19 protein-coding genes are annotated in these 19454 nt (G+C 68.7%); 13 read left to right on the top strand and 6 right to left on the bottom strand.

Annotated features, from left to right (window positions below):
- Positions 1–16: 16 nt before the first annotated feature.
- The 5 genes from ACPXB3_RS12975 to ACPXB3_RS12955 form a co-directional block, all read right to left on the bottom strand.
- Positions 17–895: a metal ABC transporter permease gene (locus ACPXB3_RS12975; protein WP_425705229.1), complete on the bottom strand. Its 879-nt coding sequence runs from the start codon at positions 893–895 to the stop codon at positions 17–19.
- The gene (locus tag ACPXB3_RS12970; protein ID WP_425705230.1) at positions 892–1686 is read right to left on the bottom strand and encodes a metal ABC transporter ATP-binding protein; all 795 of its coding nucleotides are present in this window, start codon (positions 1684–1686) and stop codon (positions 892–894) included. The genes ACPXB3_RS12975 and ACPXB3_RS12970 overlap by 4 nt, the downstream gene beginning before the upstream one ends.
- Before the next feature lie 116 nt (positions 1687–1802).
- Positions 1803–2708 (bottom strand): metal ABC transporter solute-binding protein, Zn/Mn family, encoded by a 906-nt coding sequence (locus ACPXB3_RS12965; RefSeq protein WP_425727825.1) that lies wholly within the window; start codon positions 2706–2708, stop codon positions 1803–1805.
- Between the two features lie 138 nt (positions 2709–2846).
- A complete protein-coding gene (locus tag ACPXB3_RS12960) occupies positions 2847–3446 on the bottom strand; it encodes a TetR/AcrR family transcriptional regulator (RefSeq protein ID WP_425705232.1) in 600 nt (199 codons plus the stop codon).
- The gene (locus ACPXB3_RS12955; RefSeq protein ID WP_425727824.1) at positions 3443–4726 is read right to left on the bottom strand and encodes a cytochrome P450; all 1284 of its coding nucleotides are present in this window, start codon (positions 4724–4726) and stop codon (positions 3443–3445) included. The genes ACPXB3_RS12960 and ACPXB3_RS12955 overlap by 4 nt, the downstream gene beginning before the upstream one ends.
- 119 nt (positions 4727–4845) lie before the next feature.
- Here ACPXB3_RS12955 and mshA point away from each other — a divergent pair, with 119 nt between their 5' ends.
- The 7 genes from mshA (at position 4846) to ACPXB3_RS12920 (ending at position 12094) form a co-directional block, all read left to right on the top strand.
- The gene (gene mshA / locus ACPXB3_RS12950; RefSeq protein ID WP_425705234.1) at positions 4846–6186 is read left to right on the top strand and encodes a D-inositol-3-phosphate glycosyltransferase; all 1341 of its coding nucleotides are present in this window, start codon (positions 4846–4848) and stop codon (positions 6184–6186) included.
- A gap of 42 nt (positions 6187–6228) precedes the next feature.
- Entirely contained in the window at positions 6229–6840 is a 612-nt protein-coding gene (locus ACPXB3_RS12945) for a YbjN domain-containing protein (protein WP_425705235.1), read from the top strand.
- 79 nt (positions 6841–6919) lie between these two features.
- Positions 6920–8524 carry an AMP-binding protein gene (locus tag ACPXB3_RS12940; RefSeq protein WP_425727823.1) on the top strand — a complete coding sequence of 535 codons (1605 nt, stop codon included), beginning with the start codon at positions 6920–6922 and terminating at the stop codon, positions 8522–8524.
- 130 nt (positions 8525–8654) lie between these two features.
- Positions 8655–9401: a phosphoglyceromutase gene (locus tag ACPXB3_RS12935; RefSeq protein WP_425705237.1), complete on the top strand. Its 747-nt coding sequence runs from the start codon at positions 8655–8657 to the stop codon at positions 9399–9401.
- A 67-nt stretch (positions 9402–9468) separates the two neighbouring features.
- Complete coding sequence (locus ACPXB3_RS12930; RefSeq protein ID WP_425727822.1) at positions 9469–9801, top strand: GNAT family N-acetyltransferase; 333 nt, start codon at positions 9469–9471, stop codon at positions 9799–9801.
- 180 nt (positions 9802–9981) lie between these two features.
- Complete coding sequence (locus tag ACPXB3_RS12925; protein ID WP_425727821.1) at positions 9982–11364, top strand: sensor histidine kinase; 1383 nt, start codon at positions 9982–9984, stop codon at positions 11362–11364.
- A 43-nt stretch (positions 11365–11407) separates the two neighbouring features.
- Positions 11408–12094: a winged helix-turn-helix domain-containing protein gene (locus tag ACPXB3_RS12920; RefSeq protein ID WP_425705240.1), complete on the top strand. Its 687-nt coding sequence runs from the start codon at positions 11408–11410 to the stop codon at positions 12092–12094.
- Here the strand turns inward: ACPXB3_RS12920 and ACPXB3_RS12915 are convergent.
- Complete coding sequence (locus ACPXB3_RS12915; protein ID WP_425727869.1) at positions 12076–12936, bottom strand: hypothetical protein; 861 nt, start codon at positions 12934–12936, stop codon at positions 12076–12078. The two genes, ACPXB3_RS12920 and ACPXB3_RS12915, sit on opposite strands and share 19 nt — an antisense overlap.
- 174 nt (positions 12937–13110) lie before the next feature.
- On the opposite strand from ACPXB3_RS12915, the gene ACPXB3_RS12910 reads away from it, so the two are divergent.
- From ACPXB3_RS12910 to ACPXB3_RS12885, 6 genes are all read left to right on the top strand, one after another.
- Positions 13111–14088 carry a hypothetical protein gene (locus ACPXB3_RS12910; protein ID WP_425705241.1) on the top strand — a complete coding sequence of 326 codons (978 nt, stop codon included), beginning with the start codon at positions 13111–13113 and terminating at the stop codon, positions 14086–14088.
- Between the two features lie 74 nt (positions 14089–14162).
- Complete coding sequence (locus ACPXB3_RS12905; RefSeq protein ID WP_425727820.1) at positions 14163–16025, top strand: DoxX family protein; 1863 nt, start codon at positions 14163–14165, stop codon at positions 16023–16025.
- Between the two features lie 26 nt (positions 16026–16051).
- Positions 16052–16933: a sugar phosphate isomerase/epimerase family protein gene (locus tag ACPXB3_RS12900; protein WP_425727867.1), complete on the top strand. Its 882-nt coding sequence runs from the start codon at positions 16052–16054 to the stop codon at positions 16931–16933.
- Between the two features lies 1 nt (position 16934).
- Positions 16935–17810, top strand: coding sequence for a thioesterase family protein (locus ACPXB3_RS12895; RefSeq protein WP_425705243.1), 876 nt, complete (start codon positions 16935–16937; stop codon positions 17808–17810).
- Between the two features lie 107 nt (positions 17811–17917).
- Entirely contained in the window at positions 17918–18757 is an 840-nt protein-coding gene (gene proC, locus ACPXB3_RS12890) for a pyrroline-5-carboxylate reductase (RefSeq protein ID WP_425705244.1), read from the top strand.
- 212 nt (positions 18758–18969) lie between these two features.
- Positions 18970–19203, top strand: coding sequence for a helix-turn-helix domain-containing protein (locus ACPXB3_RS12885; RefSeq protein WP_425705245.1), 234 nt, complete (start codon positions 18970–18972; stop codon positions 19201–19203).
- Positions 19204–19454: the final 251 nt, after the last annotated feature.

Genomic DNA, 19454 nt, shown 5'->3' with positions numbered 1-19454 from the left:
TCGGTTGCTGCCGTCGTCAGCTTCGGGTCGAGTGCCTGCGCCGTGATCCGACGATGCGGCAGACCACGTAGATCACGAACGAGATCGTGGTGACGAACACCGACACCGGCAGCTCCGGCGCCAACGACAGCAGCAGCCCGCCGACCGCGGCGATCTCGGCGAACAGCACCGACAGTCCAAGGACGACAGTGGGATTGGAGCTCAGGCGGGCCGCCGCCGCACCGGGCGTGATCATCAGCGACATCACCAGCAACGCCCCGATGATCTGCACGCCCTGCGCGGCTGCGAGGCCGACCAGGATCGCGAACACCACCGACAACGTCCGCATCGGCACCCCGCGCGCCTGGGCGACGCGCGGATCGAGTGAGGCGAACAGCACCGGCCGGTAGATCACGGCGAGCACCACCACGACGACCGCGGTGGTGATCGCGATGGCCGTCAGGCCGTGGATGCCGACGCTGACCACCTGCCCGGTCAGCAACGCGAAACCGGCCCCGATCCGGCCATAGAGGGCGAGGAACAACACGCCGAGCCCCAGGCCGAACGCCATCACCACGCCGATGACCGAATCACGTTCGCGCGCGCGGCTTCCCATGATCCCGAAGACGGCGGCGGCGATGACCGCGCCGATCACACCACCCACGTTCACGCTCACGCCGGCGAGCAGGGCGGCCGCCGCGCCGGTCACCGAGAGCTCGCTGGCGCCGTGCACCGCGAACGACATCTGCCGGGAGACGATCAGCGGGGCGAGGATTCCGCCCAGCACGCCGAGCAGAGCTAGTGCGATGAGCGCCTGCCAGACGAAGTCGTAGTGCAGCAGGCGCGCGGTCTCGCCGAAGTTCCAGAAGTCGCGTAAGTCGACGTTGGCGGCCAGGACGGTCGATGTGGTGCTCACCGGCGCTCGATCTCCGGGTGCACATCGCAGTGCGCGGTGCCCTCTTCGCCGCCGACAACCAGGATGCGGCCGTTGACGTGCACCACCTCCACGTGGCTGCCGTACAGCTCGGAGAGTGTCGCCGTCGTCATCACCTCATCGGGCGGACCGGCCAGGAACCTTCCGCCCGCCAGGTACAGCACGCGGTCGACGTAGGGCATCACCGGGTTGATCTCATGCGTCACCAGCACGACCGCGGTGCCCGCGGTGCGGCGCCGCTGATCGATGAGCTCGACGACGCGCTCCTGGCTGGCCGGGTCGAGGCTGGCCAGCGGTTCGTCGCAGAGCAACAACTCGGGGTCGGTGGTCAGTGCTTGGGCCACCCGCAGCCGCTGTTGCTCGCCGCCGGAGAGCACCCCGACCGGTGCGTCGGCATAGGCGCGGGCACCGACCTCGGCCAGCGCCGCGTCGACCTTGCGACGGCGTTCGCGATATCCACGCAGTCCGATACCCCACCGCGCGCCGTCGACACCGAAACCCACCAGATCGCGTCCGCGCAGCGCCATGGTGTCGGCGTCGTCGGCGTGCTGCTGCGGGATGTAGCCGACGGCGTCGGTGACCGTCAGCCGGCCCGCGGTGAGGCGATACTGCCCGAGCAGCGTCCGCAGGAACGAGGTCTTGCCCGAACCGTTGGGACCGAGGACGGCGACGAACTCGCCGGAGTCGATCGCCAGGTCCAGGTCATTCCAGAGCACCCGCTCGCCGAAGGCGAGGGTGGCGTGGTCGAACGACGCGACGGGCGTAGGGGTCATCGATGAGTCTCGTTCGTCAGCAGGGCGTGCCGGTGTCGGGCGATACACCGGTTCAGTGATCTCGGGCGGTCATGGTCTCGGGCGGTCAGGGGTCTCGGACGATCAGGATATTCGCCTCAGGCCGGGGCTGCGTTCAACGCCTTGGCGAGAGCCGCGACCTGATCACGCTGCCAGACGACGTAGTCGCTGACGCCATCGGGCAGGGTTTCGGTGAACCGCACGACCGGAACATTCGCACGTTGGGCAACGGTGAGCAACGCCTCGGTGACCGGGTCGACCGCCTGGACGTTGTAGATCAGGGTCTTCGCGGTGTGGGAGGTGAGCAGATCCTGCAGCGTGGCGCGGTCGGCGGCCGAGGGTGACTGACCCTCCTCGACGGCGGCGGTGAATCCGGCCGGAGCGACGTCGACGAGTCCGGCGTCGGAGAGCAGGTAGGCGGCCAGCGGTTCGGTCTGGGCGACCTTGGTTCCGTTGTGAGCGGTCTTGATCTGACCGACCTGCTCGCGCACGCCGGCGAGTTCGGTGTTGAAGCGCTGCGCATTGGCCCGGTAGGTGTCGGCGTGTGCGGCATCCTTTTTGGCGAGCGCGTCACCGATCTTGGTGGCGACCTGCCCCACGACGGCCAGGTTGTAGAAGACGTGCTCGTTGAGCTCGGAGTCGGAGTGACCGCCGGTCATGGTGTCGAAGGCGTTGACGACGGTGCCTGCGCTCTGGCCCGCCGCCCGCTCCATGTACTCGTCGTAGTGGCCGCCGTTCATCACGATGACCGAGGCGTCGGCGACCTTGGCGGTATCGGAGGCCGACGGATTGTATTCGTGTGGATCCTCCGCGGAGTTGGTGAACAGTGCGGTGACCTGGGCGTCATCGCCTGCGACCGCCGACGCCACCGATCCCCAGACGTTGGTCGAGGTGACCACGGTCGGCCTGCCGTCGGCGTTCGGGCCACTGTCACCCGAGCAACCGGACAGCACCAGGGCCGCCGCGCTCAGCAGACCGGTGGTGGCGACCACAGCGCTTCTCATACGCACACGCTTCATCTTTTCGAACCCCTTACGCAAATGACAACCGTTACCGACTGAAGTGTAGGGGAGGCTCCTCGCGGCGGCGAATCGGGCCCGGACGCAGGCGCCGCGGCCGCCGATCCGGCTGCGTTCGGCCGGTTATCGGATCGGCTCGGGGAGTACCACCGGCACGACGAAGCGCAGCAGCAAATCGTGTTCGGTCGCGGTGTCGGGCGCCGGCGCGGCCAACAGCGACACCAGCACCCGCACCAGCCAGCCCGCGCGCGCGGCGATCGGCCCGGCCGGGTCGGTCCCGGCGTCCCCGGCCGGTGCGAGCCGGGTCAGGATGTCGGTGGCCAGCGCATCGATCGCCGGCGACAGCAGGGCGAGGTTGCTCGCCGTGCCGGCCATGTCGGCGTCGAACCACTGCGAGAGCGCCGGACTGCCACGCACCCCCGACAGGGCCGTCTCGACGGCGCGCACCAACCGATCGGCGGGCGAGCCGGCGTCGGTGAGCGTCGCGGCGACGGCGACCCCGATGTTGCGCGCGGTGCGCTCGACATACGCCGCGAGCAGCCGGTCGCGGCCGGGGAAATAGCGGTAGAGCGTGGCGCGCGAGCAGCCGACCGCGGCGGCGACGTCACGCATGGTCACCGCGGACACCCCGTGTGCGACGAACAGTGCCTCGGCGGTGTCGAGGATGCGCCCGGTGGCCAGATCGGTGCGGTCGGCGGCCAGCCAGTCCGAGGGCGCGGTCATCGGCCGGCCGCGTCGACGGGAAGGTGTCCGGGCCGGAACGGGACATGCGTCGGGCGTCGCACGTAATTGCCTGCGGCCCATTCGATTCCGTCGACGTCGACTTCGAACTCGGGGAAGCGGGCGAGGAGTTCGGCGATGGTGACGTGCGCGGCCATGCGGGCCGCCGCGGCGCCGAGGCAGTGGTGATCGCCGTGGCTGAAGGTGAGAATCCCGCGCGGCGCCCGGAAGATGTCGAGCGTGTCGGCGTCGGGGCCGAAGACCGCCGGGTCCCGGTTGGCGGCGGCATAACAGAGCAGCACCTTGCGTCCCGCCGGGATCTCGACCGGGCCCGCCGGGGTGTCGTCATAACGGACCGGGCGGGTGGTGCGCCGGCACAGGCCCTGTACCGGTGAGGTCAGGCGCAACAGTTCCTCGACGGCGTCGGGGATGAGATCGGGGTCGGCGACGAGCCGGGCGCGCTGCTCGGGATGCTGGGCCAGCAACGCCAGCGACCCGCCGAGCAGACCCGTCGTGGTGTCGTTGCCGCCGGCGATCATCGTGAACACGAACGCGAGGATCGAGACCAGACCGGCGTCGTCGTCGGCCGTCCCGGCGGCGACGAGCGCCGAGACGGTGTCGGGGCCCGGCGCACCCTCGCGGCGGCGGGTGGCGATGAGATCGGCGAAGTAGCCCAGCAACTCTGTGGTGGCCGCGCCGGCGGTTGCGGCGGGTGGCGAGTCCGTGCCACCGGCGCCGGCCACCGCGCCGACGATCGCGTCGGTCCACTCGTCGAAACGCGGCCAATCTGGTTCGGGCACACCGAGATAATGGGCGACGAGCATGCTCGGCAGCGGTTTGAGGAGCCGCTCGGCGATGTCGACCGGATCATCGGCGGCATCGTGGGCGATCTCGTCGAGCCGGGCGGTGACGAACTCGCGCACGCGCGGCTCCACGGCACGCACCTGCCGCGGTGTGAAGCCGCGGGCCACCAGGGCCCGAAAAGCGGTGTGGCCGGGCGGATCCTGCATCACCATCGGCGGATTGTCGGCCATCCCGATGGCCTCGATCTCACCGTCGACGACGGTGAGCCCGGCCGCCGAGGAAAAGGTCGCCGGATCGGTCGCCGCGGCCATCACGTCCGCGTGCCGACTCAACACCCAGAAGTCGGCGCCGGACTCGTCGTCGACGACGTGATGCACCGGCGATTCGGTGCGCAATCGGGCATACATCCCGAACGGGTCACGCCACTGCGCCCCCGAACGAAGCCGGAAAAGCGGACTATGAGACGCCACATCGATCATGTTCTGATAGTGAGACACATTTGTCAAAGTGTCAATGGGCGCCAATTGCGTCCGTGCGGCGACGACCGCCCAGGGGCGCTGAACCGAACCGCCTGCCGCGGCTTCTCTAAGCTGAAACAATGACCTCGTCCCGGCCGCGGCGCATCGCACTGATCTCGGTGCACACCTCGCCGCTGGCGCAGCCCGGCACCGGTGACGCCGGCGGCATGAACGTCTACGTCTGGCAGACCGCACGGCGGCTGGCCCGGCGCGGGATCAAGGTGGAGATATTCACCCGCGCGACGTCGTCGGCCGATGCGCCCGTCGTACACGCCGCCGACGGGATCATCGTGCGGCACATCGTCGCCGGACCGTTCGAGGGACTGGACAAACGCGACCTGCCGGCCCAGCTGTGCGCGTTCACCGCCGGGGTGTTGCGTGCCGAGGCGATGCAGCGGCCCGGCTATTACGACCTGATCCACTCGCATTACTGGCTGTCCGGACAGGTGGGCTGGCTCGCCCGCGAGCGCTGGGGGGTGCCGCTGGTGCACACCGCGCACACCCTGGCCGCGGTGAAGAACGCCGCGCTGGCCGCCGGCGACGCCGCCGAGCCGCGGCTGCGCGTGATCGGCGAGCAGCAGGTGATCGCCGAGGCCGACCGGCTCGTCGCCAACACCGAGACCGAACGCCACGAACTGATCACCATGTACGACGCCGACCCCGCCCGCGTCGATGTCGTCCTGCCCGGCGCCGACCTCGACTGCTACACCCCGGGCCGCCAAGCGGATGCGCGCGCGGAGCTGGGACTGCCGGACGACGCGAACATCGTCACCTTCGTCGGACGCATCCAGCCCCTCAAGGCCCCCGACGTGCTGCTCGCGGCGGCGGCGCCGTTGATCGAACGCTGCCGCGCCACCGGGCGCCGCCCGGTGCATGTGCTGATCGTCGGCGGACCGTCCGGCAGCGGACTCGACCGCCCTACCGCGCTCATCGATCTCGCCGCCGAACTGGGTATCGGCGACGACGTCACGTTCTTGCCGCCCCAGCCCGCGCCGCGGCTGGCGCAGGTATATCGGGCGTCGGATCTCGTTGCGGTGCCGAGCTATTCGGAGAGTTTCGGGCTCGTCGCGATCGAGGCGCAGGCATGCGGCGTGCCGGTGCTGGCCGCCGATGTCGGTGGGCTCGGGGTCGCTGTCGCCGACGGCCGAACCGGGATGCTCGTCGACGGGCACCACATCGGGGACTGGACCACCGCGCTGGAGAAGATGCTCAGCAGCCCCGAACAACTCACCGTGATGGGCCGCGCCGCCCGCGAACACGCCGAGCGGTTCTCCTGGGAGCACACCACAGACGCCCTGCTGGCGAGCTATACGCGTGCGATGGAATCCTTTGCGCGCGAGCGTATTCCGGCAGTCGGGGTGGCGCCGCTGGTGCGGGCGACCCGCCGGTGGCGCCGGCGCCGGACCCGCATGACCATCTGATCGATCGTGTTCGTCACCGACGGCGAATCGGAAGGGAAGACGATGAGTCACACCGACCACATCGAACTGCTCGAAAAGGTCCTCACCGAGCGGGATATCACGTTCAGCCGCAAGAGTTCCGGCGGTGCGCAGGCCGAGCACATCGTGCTCGAGCTGCCCGGCGAACGCAAACTCAAGACGACGGTCCTGCTGACCGCGGGCACCTACGGGGTGCGGCTGGAGGCCTTCGTCTGCCGTCATCCCGACGAGAACCACGAAGAGGTCTTCCGGTACCTGCTCAAACGTAACCGCCGGCTCTACGGGGTGGCCTACACCATCGACAACATCGGCGACATCTACCTCGTCGGCCGGCTCTCCGGCGACGCACTGACCGCCGACGAGGTGGATCGCGTCCTCGGCCAGGTCCTCGAGGCTGCCGACGGTGACTTCAACACGTTGCTCGAGATCGGGTTCATCACCTCGATCCGGCGCGAATGGGCGTGGCGCGTCTCGCGCGGCGAGTCCCTGCGCAATCTGCTGGCCTTCGAGCACCTCATCGACAAGGACTCGTTGCCCGAGCCGGGGGAGCCCCTGGCGGGCCGATACGAACCCGGGGTCACCGGCGCGGAACCGTCGGTCGCCGACGACGCGGGTGAGCCCGGAGACCGGCCATAACGGACAGAGGCTTGCGTCACATCGTGGCAATCGCTGTTGATACGCTTGCCCCGACCATCCTGTCGCCAACGGAGGTGCCATGAGCTTCGCCAGTCCTTTCCCCGCCGTCGAGATCCCCGACGTGAGCCTCTACGAGTTCCTGTTCGGCTCGGTCGCCGACGCCGATCTCGACCGGGTGGCCCTCGTCGACCCGAAATCGGGTGCCGAGACCACCTACCGGCAGCTGATCGGGCAGATCGACGCGGCGGCCGGATCGCTCGCGGCGCGCGGAATCGGGGTCGGCGACGTGGTCGGCGTGCTCTCGCCGAACATCCCCGCCTTCGCCATCGTCTTCCACGGCATCCTGCGTGCCGGCGGCACCGCGACGACGATCAACGCGCTGTTCACCGCGCCCGAGATCGCCAAGCAACTCAAGGACGCCGGCGCCAAGATGCTCATCACCATCTCGCCGATGTTCACCCAGGCCGCCGAGGCGGCCAAGGAGGTGGGCATCGCCGACGAGAACCTGATCGTCCTCGACGGTGAGGGGCAGGAACGTTCCGGGCATCCCAACGCCGTCGACCTGCTCTCGGCCGGTCTGCCCGCACCCGAAGTGAGCTTCGACCCGGCGACGCACGTGGCGGCGCTGCCGTACAGCTCGGGCACCACCGGCAACCCCAAGGGCGTGGCGCTGAGTCACCGCAACCTCGTCGCCAACGTCGCGCAGATCAAGCCGCTGCAGGGCATGACGCCCGACGACGTGGTCATCGCGGTGCTGCCGTTTTTCCACATCTACGGCATGACGGTGCTGCTCAACGCGGCGCTCTACAACCGCGGCCGCCTCGTCATCATGCCGCGCTTCGACCTCGTCGAATTCCTGGAGAACATCCAGAACTACCAGGTGACCAGCGCCTACATCGCGCCACCGGTCGCGGTGGCGCTGGCCAAGCACCCCGTCGTCGACAACTACGACCTCTCGTCGCTGAAGGTGATGATGTCGGGTGCGGCGCCGCTCGACGACGAGCTGGGCAAGGCCGTCGCCAAACGCCTCGACCTGCACATGCTGCAGGGCTACGGGATGAGCGAACTGTCCCCGGTCAGCCATCTCATCCCGCTCGACACCAAGGCAGTGCTCGGCTTCGACGAGCCACCGCTGTCGTCGACCGGATGGGCGATCCCCAACACCGAGAACAAGATCGTCGACCCGGGCACCGGGGAAGAGATCGAGCTGCCGTCGGAGGGTCTCTCCGCGCCCGGCGAGCTGTGGGTCAAGGGCCCCAACGTGATGCTCGGTTACCTGAACAACGAGCAGGCCACCGCCGACACCCTCGACGCCGACGGTTACCTGCACACCGGCGACATGGCGCAGGTCGACCCGAACGGCTGTGTCTACATCGTCGACCGGCTCAAGGAACTCATCAAGTACAAGGGCTATCAGGTGCCGCCGGCCGAGCTCGAGGCACTGCTGCTGACGCACCCGAAGATCGCCGACACCGCGGTCATCGGCGTCAACGACGCCGACGGCGAGGAGATCCCGAAGGCGTTCGTCGTCAAACAGGCCGACGCCGACCTCGACGAGGCCGAGGTGATGGAGTTCGTCGCCGCCCGCGTCGCCCCGCACAAGAAGGTGCGCGCCGTCGAGTTCATCGACGCGATCCCGAAGTCGGCGTCGGGCAAGATCCTGCGAAAAGACTTGCGCAAGTAGCATTTACGCGGGCCCAGTGTGCTCGCGCGGTTCGTCGGCGGCCCGCGTGAGCACATTCGGACCGCGCGAGCCCGATCGACGCAATGAGCGTGCGCTGAGCGGGCGCAGTGCATGTGACAAACTATCGTCCATGAGCAACGGCACCCTCATCCTGATGCGGCACGGCGAGAGCGAGTGGAACGCGTCCAACCAGTTCACCGGCTGGGTCGACGTCGCACTCACGGACAAGGGCGAGACCGAGGCGCGTCGCGGCGGCGAGCTCCTCGTCGAGCATGATGTGCTGCCCGACGTGGTCTACACCTCGGTGCTGCGCCGGGCCATCTCGACCGCGCACATCGCCCTCGACAAGGCGGACCGGTTGTGGATTCCAGTGGTCCGCGACTGGCGGCTCAACGAGCGTCATTACGGCGCGCTGCAAGGCCTCAACAAGGCCGACACCCTCGAGAAGTACGGCAACGAGCAGTTCATGTTGTGGCGCCGTAGCTACGACACCCCGCCGCCGGCGATCGACCCCGACGCGCCCTACAGCCAGACGCACGATCCGCGGTACGCCGATCTGGCCGAGGTCCCGCTGACCGAGTGCCTCAAGGACGTCGTCGAGCGGCTCATCCCTTACTTCACCGAGACGATCGCCGCCGACCTCGCCGCGGGCAAGACCGTGCTGGTCGCCGCGCATGGCAACTCGCTGCGCGCGCTGGTCAAATATCTCGACGGCATCTCCGACGCCGACATCGCCGGACTCAACATCCCGACCGGCAACCCGCTGCGGTATGACCTCGACGACAACCTCAAACCGCGCAACCCCGGCGGCACCTACCTCGACCCGGAGGCCGCTGCCGCCGGCGCGGCGGCCGTCGCGGCCCAGGGACAGAAGTGATTCGGTAGCATGATCTGTAACACAATCGTCGTGGCGGCGGTTGTGTGATCGGCGCTACATTGGGTACATGGCAGATCCGGGGCACCTGCGCATCGTTCATTCCGCTGCGCTTGAGCGGTACGAAGCAATACTGACCACCGACAGCACCGATGTCGTCGACGCCGACGAGATCGTGGTCGGCTACGTCGACTACGTGTCCGAGCCGTATCAGGTCGTACTCACCCACACCGTGATCCCGGAGGCATATTCGGGCCGCGGGTATGCGGGCCGGCTCGTACGGGCCGTACTCGACGACATCCGGGAAACCGGCAAACGGATTGTTCCCGTCTGTTCGTACGTGCAGCACTTCATCGAACAGAATCCCGAATACGCCGACATGGCGGTGCCGGTTCCGCAATGATCTCCCACCGGCCCGCGGCGGGACATCGGTCGGCCGACGCGCATCGGTCTCGGCCGGCCGAGACTCCGGAAACGAGATTTCGGTGCCGCAGGTCACGTTCCGGTGGAACACCGCGTGAACGGCAGCCGAATTGTGTCGCCGGGAATGTTCGTGGAGTTTCCGGGACCGTAAGCTGCGAGTGTGACCGCTGCATTGATTGCCGGGGCCATCGTGGCGATTGTGCTCGCGTTGTTCCTCGGCTACGGGCTCGGGCGCTGGGGTCGGCGGATCCGCGCAGCGGCCCAGACCGATGCGCGAGCAGGTTCAGCCGACGCCGCGACCCACTCCGCCGAGCACTCGGACGCCGACGCCGTTCCCAGCGGCGCACCCGTCGTCGCCGACCGCCCCCGTGAGGTGCCCGAGTCGGCGGCGCTGCGCGAATCCGATCACCCCGTGGTCACCCCGTCCGGTCAGTTGACCAAGGCCGGCCTGCTCAGTCTCATCGTGCGCAACTCCGAGGTGGCCGTCGCCGTCGTCGACGAGTTCCGCGACGTCGTCCTCTACAACCACCGGGCCGTCGAGCTCGGACTGGTCTCCGAGCACCTGCTCGCCGAAACGGTCTGGGCGGCCTCACTGAAGGTCCTCGAGACGGGGGAACAGACGCGGTTCGATTTCGCGCCGCCGACCTCGACCCTGGGCTTCCTCTCGACCGGACGCACCACCAAACGCACCGCCGAATCGGTGCGTTGCCTGGCCCGGCTGGGTTTTCACGGCGACGAGCGGTACGCCATGATCTACGGCACCGACGACACCGAGAACCTGCGGGTGGAGGCCACCCGCCGCGACTTCGTCGCCAATGTCTCCCATGAACTGAAGACGCCGGTCGGGGCGATCGGCCTGCTGGCCGAGGCGCTGCTGGAATCATCGGACGACGCCGAGTCCGTCGAGCACTTCGGTCGCCGGGTGGCGGCCGAGTCGACCCGGATGGGCAACATGGTCTCCGAACTCATCGCACTGTCGCGGCTCGAGGGTGGGGAGAAGCCGGAATTCACCGCGGTCGACGTGGACGAACTCATCGACAACGCCATCGACGGTGCCGCCGTCAGCGCCGAGGCGGCCGGCATCTCGCTGCGTGCCGACCGGCCCATCCACACCTGGGTGCGCGGGGACCGAATGCTGCTGTTGACGGCGCTGAGCAACCTGATCGTCAACGCCATCGTCTACTCGCCGGAGAACACGACCGTGTCGGTGAGTCGGCGGGTGATCACCTCCGACGGCGTGCGCATGGTGTCGATCGCGGTCACCGACCGTGGCATCGGGATCCAGCCCGCCGATCAGCAACGCGTCTTCGAACGGTTCTTCCGCGTCGACAAGGCGCGTTCGCGGCTGACCGGCGGCACCGGCCTGGGCCTGGCGATCGTCAAGCACGTCGCCGCCACCCACGACGGCACCATCAATCTGTGGAGCCAGCCCGGCACCGGCTCGACCTTCACGCTGTCGCTCCCGCAGGACCTCGACGCGCAGCAGACGGGCGACTCCGTCGAATCGACGCGGCGACGACGGACCGCAACCCAGATCGCATGATCACAAACCGGCCAGAACGTTTGACCAGCAAGGAGTTTCGCAGGTGACGCATGTACTGATCGTGGAGGACGAGGAGTCGTTGGCCGATCCGTTGGCCTTTCTGCTCCGCAAAGAGGGCTTCGAGGCCAGCATCGTCAACGATGGCGCCCAGGCGCTCTCGGTGTTCGAGCGCGTCAGCCCCGACATCGTCCTGCTCGACCTCATGTTGCCCGGGGTGTCGGGAACCGAGATCTGCAAGTCGCTGCGCGCGCGGTCGAGCGTGCCGGTGATCATGGTGACTGCACGCGACAGTGAGATCGACAAGGTCGTCGGTCTCGAACTCGGGGCCGATGACTATGTCACCAAACCGTATTCGGCGCGGGAACTGATCGCGCGGATCCGGGCGGTGCTGCGGCGCGGCGGCGACGTCGGCGACGATGACCTCGTGTTGGCGGTTCTCGAGTCCGGGCCGGTTCGGATGGACATCGAACGGCATACCGTGTCGGTGAGCGGAGCGCCGATCACCTTGCCGCTCAAGGAGTTCGACCTTCTGGAGTATCTGCTTCGCAACTCCGGCCGGGTGCTGACGCGCGGTCAGCTCATCGACCGCGTCTGGGGTGCCGACTACGTCGGCGACACCAAAACCCTTGACGTACACGTGAAGCGGTTGCGTTCGAAGATCGAACCCGATCCGGCGGTGCCGAAACACCTGGTGACGGTGCGTGGATTGGGTTACAAGTTCGAGTCGTGAGGTGAATCGGGGGCGTCGGCGTCGAGGCGCTCGTATTTGATGTCGGTCTCGCGACGGGAGGTCGCGGCGGCGGTCGCCGGATGAATTGCCACCAGCCCCAGCATGCTTCGACGACGGCACGTGTCGGCGAGCACGTCGTAGGCGGCCCGGCCGATCAGCTCGACGAGTTCGGGCTCGTAGGACTGCCAGACCGCGGTCGCGCCGACATGTGCGTCGGGGGAGCCCGAGCAGTACCACTTCAGGTCGTGGCCGCCCTCGCCCCATCCGCGCCGGTCGTATTCGGTGATGGTGGTCTTGAGGATCTGCGTGCCGTCCGGGCGCTCCACCCAGTCCTGCTCACGGCGCACCGGAAGTTGCCAGCACACATCGGGTTTCACCGTCAACGGCTCCAGGCCACGCCGTAGCGCCATCGCATGCAGCGCGCAGCCCGGGCCGCGCTCGAAGCCGGGCCGGTTCAAGAAGATGCACGCCCCCTTGTGTCGGCGGGTCTTCAGTGCCGGCTCGCCGTCGATCTCGTCCTCGACGAGGTAGCCCCGCGGACCCAGCGGATCGGTGCCGGAGCCCTTCTTGTGGAACTGCCAGTCGTCGGAGGTCAGCATCGACACCCCCCGGGCCAGCCGTTTGCGGTCGGCCTTGTCCGACAGATAGGCCCCGTGCGTGCAGCATCCGTCGGACTCGCGGCCGTCGACGATGCCCTGACAGGCCGGGGTGCCGAAAACGCATGTCCAGTGCGAGCACAACCACGTGAGATCGGCGCTGATGAGATGTTCGGGGTCGTCGGGATCGGCGAATTCGTACCATTCGCGCGGAAAGTCGAGATCGACCTCGGGTGTGGGGGTCATCGGCGCGGTGGAACCGGGCGGCGCGGTGGAGCTGGATTCGGGCACTCCACAACGGTAACCGCGGTCGGCAAATCGGTCATCGCAGCGGTGGCGATCGCACCGGGCCGCCCGAACGCCGCGCGCGAGGTATACCCGCCGCAGACAGCCGAATACGGCACGCACTACCGTGTGTGCGTGCGTTTAGGAGTCCTCGACGTGGGCAGCAACACCGTTCATCTGCTGGTGGTCGACGCCCATCGGGGAGGGCACCCGACACCGATGAGTTCGACGAAGGCGGTACTGCGGCTCGCCGAACACATCGACAACGACGGAAACCTCACCGACCGTGCGGCCGGCCGGCTCGTCGATGCCATTGCCGAATTCACCCTCATCGCGCAGAGCTCGGGCTGCGAGCAGATGATGGCATTCGCGACGTCGGCCGTGCGCGATGCCACCAACTCCGACGCCGTGCTCGCCCGCGTCGCGGCGCGGACCGGGGTGGAGGTCGAGGTGCTCGCCGGGCGCGACGAGGCCCGGCTGACGTCGCTGGCCGTACGCCGCTGGTACGGCTGGAGCGCCGGGCGAATCCTGGCGCTCGACATCGGCGGCGGCTCGCTGGAGATGTCCAACGGCGTCGACGAGGAACCCGACGTCGCCTTGTCGCTGCCGCTGGGTGCCGGCCGGGTCACCCGCGAGTGGCTGCCCGACGATCCTCCCGACCGGCGCCGGATCGGGGTACTGCGCGACTGGCTCGACGCCGAGATGCGGCCGGCCGCCAAAGAGCTCCTCGCCCCGGGCACACCCGACGTCGCGGCCGGCACCTCGAAGACCTTCCGCAGCCTCGCCCGGCTGACCGGCGCGGCGCCCTCGGGCGCCGGACCGCGCGTCAAACGCACCCTCACTTCCAGCGGTCTGCGCCAGCTCATCGCGTTCATCTCCCGCATGACACGCGACGACCGTGCCGAACTCGAGGGTGTCAGCGCAGACCGCGCAGGTCAGCTCGTCGCCGGTGCTCTGGTGGCCGAGGCGGCAATGCGCAGCCTCGGTGTCGATACACTGGAGATCTGCCCGTGGGCGTTGCGGGAGGGGGTCATCCTTCGCCGCCTCGATGCGGAGCCGGCCGATGCGTCGGATATCTCCGCATCAGGGATCGGTGTGCGCGACGTCCACTGACACGCGAGCGACGCGAGTCGCCGAGGGCCACGCGGCCTCGGCGATGGATCTTCAAGGACGGAGAGCGCACTTCGATGGTGGATCACATCGGGACGAATGAACCCGGGTCCGACGACTCGTCACGGCGTGACGAGGCGACCGACTCCCGGCCGATCTCGGTCTCGGAGCTGCTGGCCCGCAGTCAGGCGGCCGGCGGTGCCGACGATGCGCCCGCCCGGCGACGTGACGGGCACGGCCGTCGGCGGGCCGGACGCACCGGCGCCGTCTCGGTGTCGGAGCTGACCGGTGAGATCCCTCGGGTCGACGGGCCGAGTGGCCCGGACGCCGCAGGCCGGGACACCGCAGGCCGGGACACCGCAGGCCAAGGCTTCGGACCTGACGATTCCGCCGACCGCGGCACCGCGAGTGACGACACCGCCGACCGCGACACCGCGAGTCACGACACCACCGCCCCGGGGCCCCAGACCGACCGGTGGGCGTCCGAACCGGCTTCGGGCCCGTTCCCGCGTTCGCAGAATCCGATTGCGCCGCGTGGCGCAGACCGGGCGCCCATCGCCGACACGGCGCCGCGTACCGCCGCACCGCTCTCGCGGACCGCAAGCGGAATGCCCGGCTTCACGCCCCCGCCGACCCGCGACTTCACCGCAGGCGACGTGTCCCGGCGGCTGTCGGAGCAGTCCGGCCCGGACACAACGCAACCCGAGTCCTCCGACGCGGTGACCGGGATCATTCCCCTCGTCGACGACGCCGACGACTCCGACGCGGAGGGGTCAGAGCCCACCGCGTCAGAGCCCGCCCCGACGACCGCCATCCCGTCGGGCAGCAACCGGTCCGGAAAGGCCGTCGACGACGACTTTGCCGCCTACCGATCTTTTGCCGACGTCGAGCACGAGGGCGACGAGCCGAAGAAGAAACGGCGCTGGTTCGGCCGCGGCAAGAAGGCAGCTGCCGGCGCGGCAGCCGCCGGAGCTGTGGCCGCGGGCGCGACGAAGGCGCGCGGAGCCCGCACCGCCGATGACGATGCCCGCGGCGAATTCACCGCCACCACCGGTGCCACCGGAGCCCGCACTGCGCCCGCGGCCACCGAGGTCGATCAGCCCGACGACGTGGCCGCCGACGCGATCACCGGGATCATTCCCATCGTCGACTACGACGAGGTCGGCGACGACGTCCACGTGCTCGATCCCGACGACGTCGAGGGCGCCGACCTGGCCACCCCGAGCGGCTCCTTCCGTAGCACCGGCACCGGCACCGACGAACCGGCCGACACCGTCGCGGCGAACGTCCTCGATCCGGCGGACGACCTCGATACCTACGCGAACACACACGGCCCCCGATACGGATACGACGAGCCCGCCGAGACCGTCGCGGCCCCCATGCTCGACGACGAAGAACTCGACGACGACGACCTCGACGATGACGCGCCCGGCGAGGCTTCGCGGTATGACGAGGACTCGCGGTATGACGGGGACGCCGAGCAGTCGGGCGCCGCCGGTACCGCCGCGATCGCGGAGACCGCAAAAACCAAGCGCGACAAGCGCTCCGGGCCCGACAAGAAGACCCAAGCCGAGGCCGCGAAGCCGGCGAAGGGCAAGCCGTCGAAGGCCAAGAAGTCGGAGGACGAGCCGGCAACGGACAAGCCGGCAAAGGACAAGGGGCGCGGGTCCTGGGCCGACCGGTCACCGGTGCTGGCCTGGGCCGCGGTGATCCTCGAGGTGCTGGCCGGGCTGGCGATCGGCGTCGGCCTCTTCTGGGGCTTCACCGAACTGTGGAAGTGGAATCCGTACTTCGCGCTGGTACTCGCCGTGCTGGTCGTCTTCGGCATCGTCACCTTCACCCACCTGGTGCGGCGTACCTCCGACCTGATCACCACGTTGCTCGCGCTCGCGGTCGGGCTGATCGTCACGATCGGGCCGCTGGTGTTGCTGTCGACGTGACGGACCTGTCCCGCTCGTTCGGCCCGATGCCGGTGGCCGCGGAGATCCCGATCGGCCTGTCCACTGCGTCGGTCTACCCGCAGAACACCGAAGCCGCCTTCGCCTACGCCGCCGACCTCGGCTTCGACGGGGTGGAGCTGATGGTGTGGGGCGATCCGGTCAGCCAGGACATCGGGCAGGTCGAGCGGCTGTCCGAGCGCTATCAGGTGCCGGTGTTGTCGATCCACGCGCCGTGCCTGCTCATCACCCAGCGCGTCTGGGGCCGCGACCCGCTGCGCAAACTGGCACGGGCCGCCGAGGCCGCCGAGAACCTCGGGGCGGGCACCGTCGTCGTACATCCGCCGTTCCGCTGGCAGCGGCTCTACGTCGAGGGATTCGACGACCTGGTCGGCGAACTCTCCGAATCCGACGTCGCCGTCGCGGTGGAGAACATGTTCCCGATGCGCGCCGACCGCGTGTTCGGTACCGGCGAGCGGTCCGCGCGGCGTCTGACCCGGCGCGGCGGAACACCGGGACGGGCGGTCTCGGCGTTCGGCAAGTCGATCGATCCCACCGACAACGGCTACGGCCACTACACCCTCGACCTCTCGCACACCGCCACCGCGGGCACCGACGCCGTCGCGCTCTATGAGCGGATGGGCGAGAACCTGACCCACCTGCATCTCGCCGACGGCTCCGGCGCCGCCACCGACGAGCACCTGATCCCGGGCGACGGCACGCAGCCGTGTGCGCAGGTCTGCCATCGCATCGCTCGGAGCGACTTCGCCGGCACGGTGGTCCTCGAGGTCTCCACCTCGTCGGCGCGAACCAAACCCGAGCGGCAGGCGATGCTGGCGCGTTCGCTAGATTTTGCCCGGCAGCACCTCAAACGCGAACCGAGCCGGGCGCGGTGGCTGCCCGAAAGGTGACATGAACGCGAAGCTGACCGAACTCCTCGATCTCGCTCCGGTGACCGGTGCGGTACCGGACACCGCCGGCCGGCCTGCCATCACCTACACCACCACGATCGACGACGCCTTCACGATCGGCCCGAAGGTCCACGGCGGCAGCATGCAGATGATCATCGCGCGGGCCGCCAAGAGTGCCCTCGATGATCTTGCTCCGGCCGCGACCGACGCCGAGAAGGCCCTGCACGCCACCGACGTCGTGCCCGTCGCGATCGCCAGCGACTATCTCGCCGCACCCGATCCCGGCCGGGTCGAGGTCACCGCGACGGTACTCAAGCGGGGCCGCACCGTGACCCTGCTGCATGTCGACCTCACCCAGAACGGCCGGACCATGGTGTCGTCGTCGGTGACGCTGGCCCGTCCGGACACCGGGCCGTCGCGGCACTCGGCGCCCCACATCCTCGACGGGGTGTCGCCGACGCCGCCCGACGACGCCATCGACATCGACAGCTCGCCGGTGTCGCAGATCATGCATCTCGGTTCCGCGCTCGATCTCGCCCTCGACCCGCAGACCTTCCCGGTGATGCGCGGGGAGACCGGCGACCCGGTGGTGCGCGGGTGGTGCAGGCCCAAAGACACCGAACCCGACTCGAACTTCACCGTGCTGGTGTGTGACGTCTCGCCGCCGGTCGTGATGAATCTGGCGTTGTTCGGCTGGGCGCCGACGGTGCAACTGACCACCTACATCCGCCGCGAACCCGCGCCGGGCTGGCTGCGGTTCGCGGCCTCCAGCATCGAGGTGGGGCCCGGGATGTTCGAGGAGGATCATCTCGTGGTGGACTCGACGGGTGCAGTCGTCGCCCAGTCACGTCAGCTCGCGCTGATCCCCGCGCGGTGACCGGACCCGCGGTGGCGTCCCGGCTCTGCTGACCATCTGCGCCTGACATCCCGAAAGATGTTGGGCAGCAACATATTTCACGAACATCTCAGAAAGGCGTACCCGCAGTGACCGAACGCATCGCGATCGTCGGCGGCGGCAAGATCGGCGAGGCCCTCCTCGCCGGGTTGATCGCATCCGGCAAACAGGCCAGAAACCTCGTCGTCGTCGAACGCGTCCCCGACCGGGCCACCGAGATCGCCGACGAGTACGGGGTGCTCGTGGCCGACGACCTGACCGACGCGGTCAGTTCGGCGGCCTACGTCTTCCTTGCCGTCAAACCCGACGACGTCGAGCCGGTGCTGCGCAAGCTGGCCACCGCCGACGACGACGCGGAATCCGAGCGGGTGACGGTGACGCTGGCCGCAGGCATCCCCCTCGCCCGGTACGAGAAGCTGCTGCCGGCCGGCGCGCCGGTCATCCGCGTCATGCCCAACACGCCGATGCTGGTCAACGAGGCCATGTCGGCGGTGTCGGCCGGGCGCCACGTCGACGACGAGCAACTGCGCTCGGTGGTCGGCCTGCTCGAATCGGTCGGCCGCGTCACCGTCGTGCCCGAGAAGCTGATGGATGCGGTGACCGCGATCTCGGGGTCGGGCCCGGCGTATGTGTTCCTGATGGCCGAGGCGATGATCGATTCCGGTGTTTCGCTCGGTCTGACCCGGGCACAGGCGACCACCCTGGTCGTCCAGACCATCCGTGGTGCGGGGGTGCTGCTCAGTGATTCCGGCCTGTCGCCCGTCGACCTGCGCGCCGCGGTCACCTCGCCCGCGGGAACCACCGCGGCAGCCATCCGCCAACTCGAGACCTCGGGCCTGCGCGGGGCGTTCTATGAGGCCACCGAGGCGGCCGCAGCGGCGAGTCATCGGGCTGGACGTCGAGCTGACGTTGAGAGTTCACAACCCTGATCGTCCGATTCCGGGGCCCTACGATTGGTGGCAGATCGTCGAATAACCCCAGTATGTTGTGGTTGAGCGCGACAAATCGGAAAAATACTGGCAACTCACGTCGCTTTTTTCACATCAGCCACGCTAAGCTTCTTCAAGCACGTGCGTGTCTGGTGTCCGCCGGAGGGGAAGCCGGCGGCCGCGACGCGTGCTCTGAGAGGTATGTGAATTTCATGGCACCTGCAGAGACTCCAGGAGACAGGCCGGCGGCGGTCGGCAACCCGGGTTCCGGGTCGCAGTTTCTCACTGTTGCCGAGGTCGCATCGCAGATGCGGGTCTCGAAGATGACCGTTTATCGTCTGGTCCACAATGGCGAGCTGCCCGCGGTGCGCGTGGGCCGGTCGTTCCGGGTTCATGCCAAGGCCGTGCACGATTACCTGGAGACGTCCTACTTCGACGCGGGATAGTCAGGCGCCGCCGAACCCGCACCGTGAAAACCCCGCCGTGAAACCCCGCCCGCACCCCGGCGGTCCGTCGACGATTCTCGTCGTCGACGGAGCCGGATGGTGGTGGACCCGGATTTCTGTTCGGTGGGGTACGACCGGTAGGGTGAGAGACCGGCCAAGCCGCACCGGCTCGCCTCCGCTCGCGCCTGATTCCCCGCGCTCGATCCTTCCGGGTGATCCCGACGCACGGCGGCCGCTCCGCAACCAATGCG

Origin of the sequence: Gordonia sp. DT219 (assembly GCF_049847065.1) — a bacterium.
In the GTDB taxonomy this organism is placed as follows: domain Bacteria; phylum Actinomycetota; class Actinomycetes; order Mycobacteriales; family Mycobacteriaceae; genus Gordonia.
Note: the sequence above shows the minus strand (reverse complement) of the source record. Positions and strands in the feature narration are given on the sequence as shown.

Excerpts from the sequence above, each read along its gene's own strand:
- ACPXB3_RS12945 (WP_425705235.1), top strand. The coding sequence starts at position 6,229 with ATGAGTCACACCGACCACATCGAACTGCTCGAAAAGGTCCTCACCGAG.
- mshA (WP_425705234.1), top strand. The coding sequence starts at position 4,846 with ATGACCTCGTCCCGGCCGCGGCGCATCGCACTGATCTCGGTGCACACC.
- ACPXB3_RS12940 (WP_425727823.1), top strand. The coding sequence starts at position 6,920 with ATGAGCTTCGCCAGTCCTTTCCCCGCCGTCGAGATCCCCGACGTGAGC.
- ACPXB3_RS12900 (WP_425727867.1), top strand. The coding sequence starts at position 16,052 with ATGCCGGTGGCCGCGGAGATCCCGATCGGCCTGTCCACTGCGTCGGTC.
- ACPXB3_RS12905 (WP_425727820.1), top strand. The coding sequence starts at position 14,163 with ATGGTGGATCACATCGGGACGAATGAACCCGGGTCCGACGACTCGTCA.
- ACPXB3_RS12935 (WP_425705237.1), top strand. The coding sequence starts at position 8,655 with ATGAGCAACGGCACCCTCATCCTGATGCGGCACGGCGAGAGCGAGTGG.
- ACPXB3_RS12960 (WP_425705232.1), bottom strand. The coding sequence starts at position 3,446 with ATGACCGCGCCCTCGGACTGGCTGGCCGCCGACCGCACCGATCTGGCC.
- ACPXB3_RS12915 (WP_425727869.1), bottom strand. The coding sequence starts at position 12,936 with ATGACCCCCACACCCGAGGTCGATCTCGACTTTCCGCGCGAATGGTAC.
- ACPXB3_RS12970 (WP_425705230.1), bottom strand. The coding sequence starts at position 1,686 with ATGACCCCTACGCCCGTCGCGTCGTTCGACCACGCCACCCTCGCCTTC.
- ACPXB3_RS12930 (WP_425727822.1), top strand. The coding sequence starts at position 9,469 with ATGGCAGATCCGGGGCACCTGCGCATCGTTCATTCCGCTGCGCTTGAG.
- ACPXB3_RS12955 (WP_425727824.1), bottom strand. The coding sequence starts at position 4,726 with ATGATCGATGTGGCGTCTCATAGTCCGCTTTTCCGGCTTCGTTCGGGG.
- ACPXB3_RS12965 (WP_425727825.1), bottom strand. The coding sequence starts at position 2,708 with ATGAGAAGCGCTGTGGTCGCCACCACCGGTCTGCTGAGCGCGGCGGCC.
- ACPXB3_RS12885 (WP_425705245.1), top strand. The coding sequence starts at position 18,970 with ATGGCACCTGCAGAGACTCCAGGAGACAGGCCGGCGGCGGTCGGCAAC.
- ACPXB3_RS12895 (WP_425705243.1), top strand. The coding sequence starts at position 16,935 with ATGAACGCGAAGCTGACCGAACTCCTCGATCTCGCTCCGGTGACCGGT.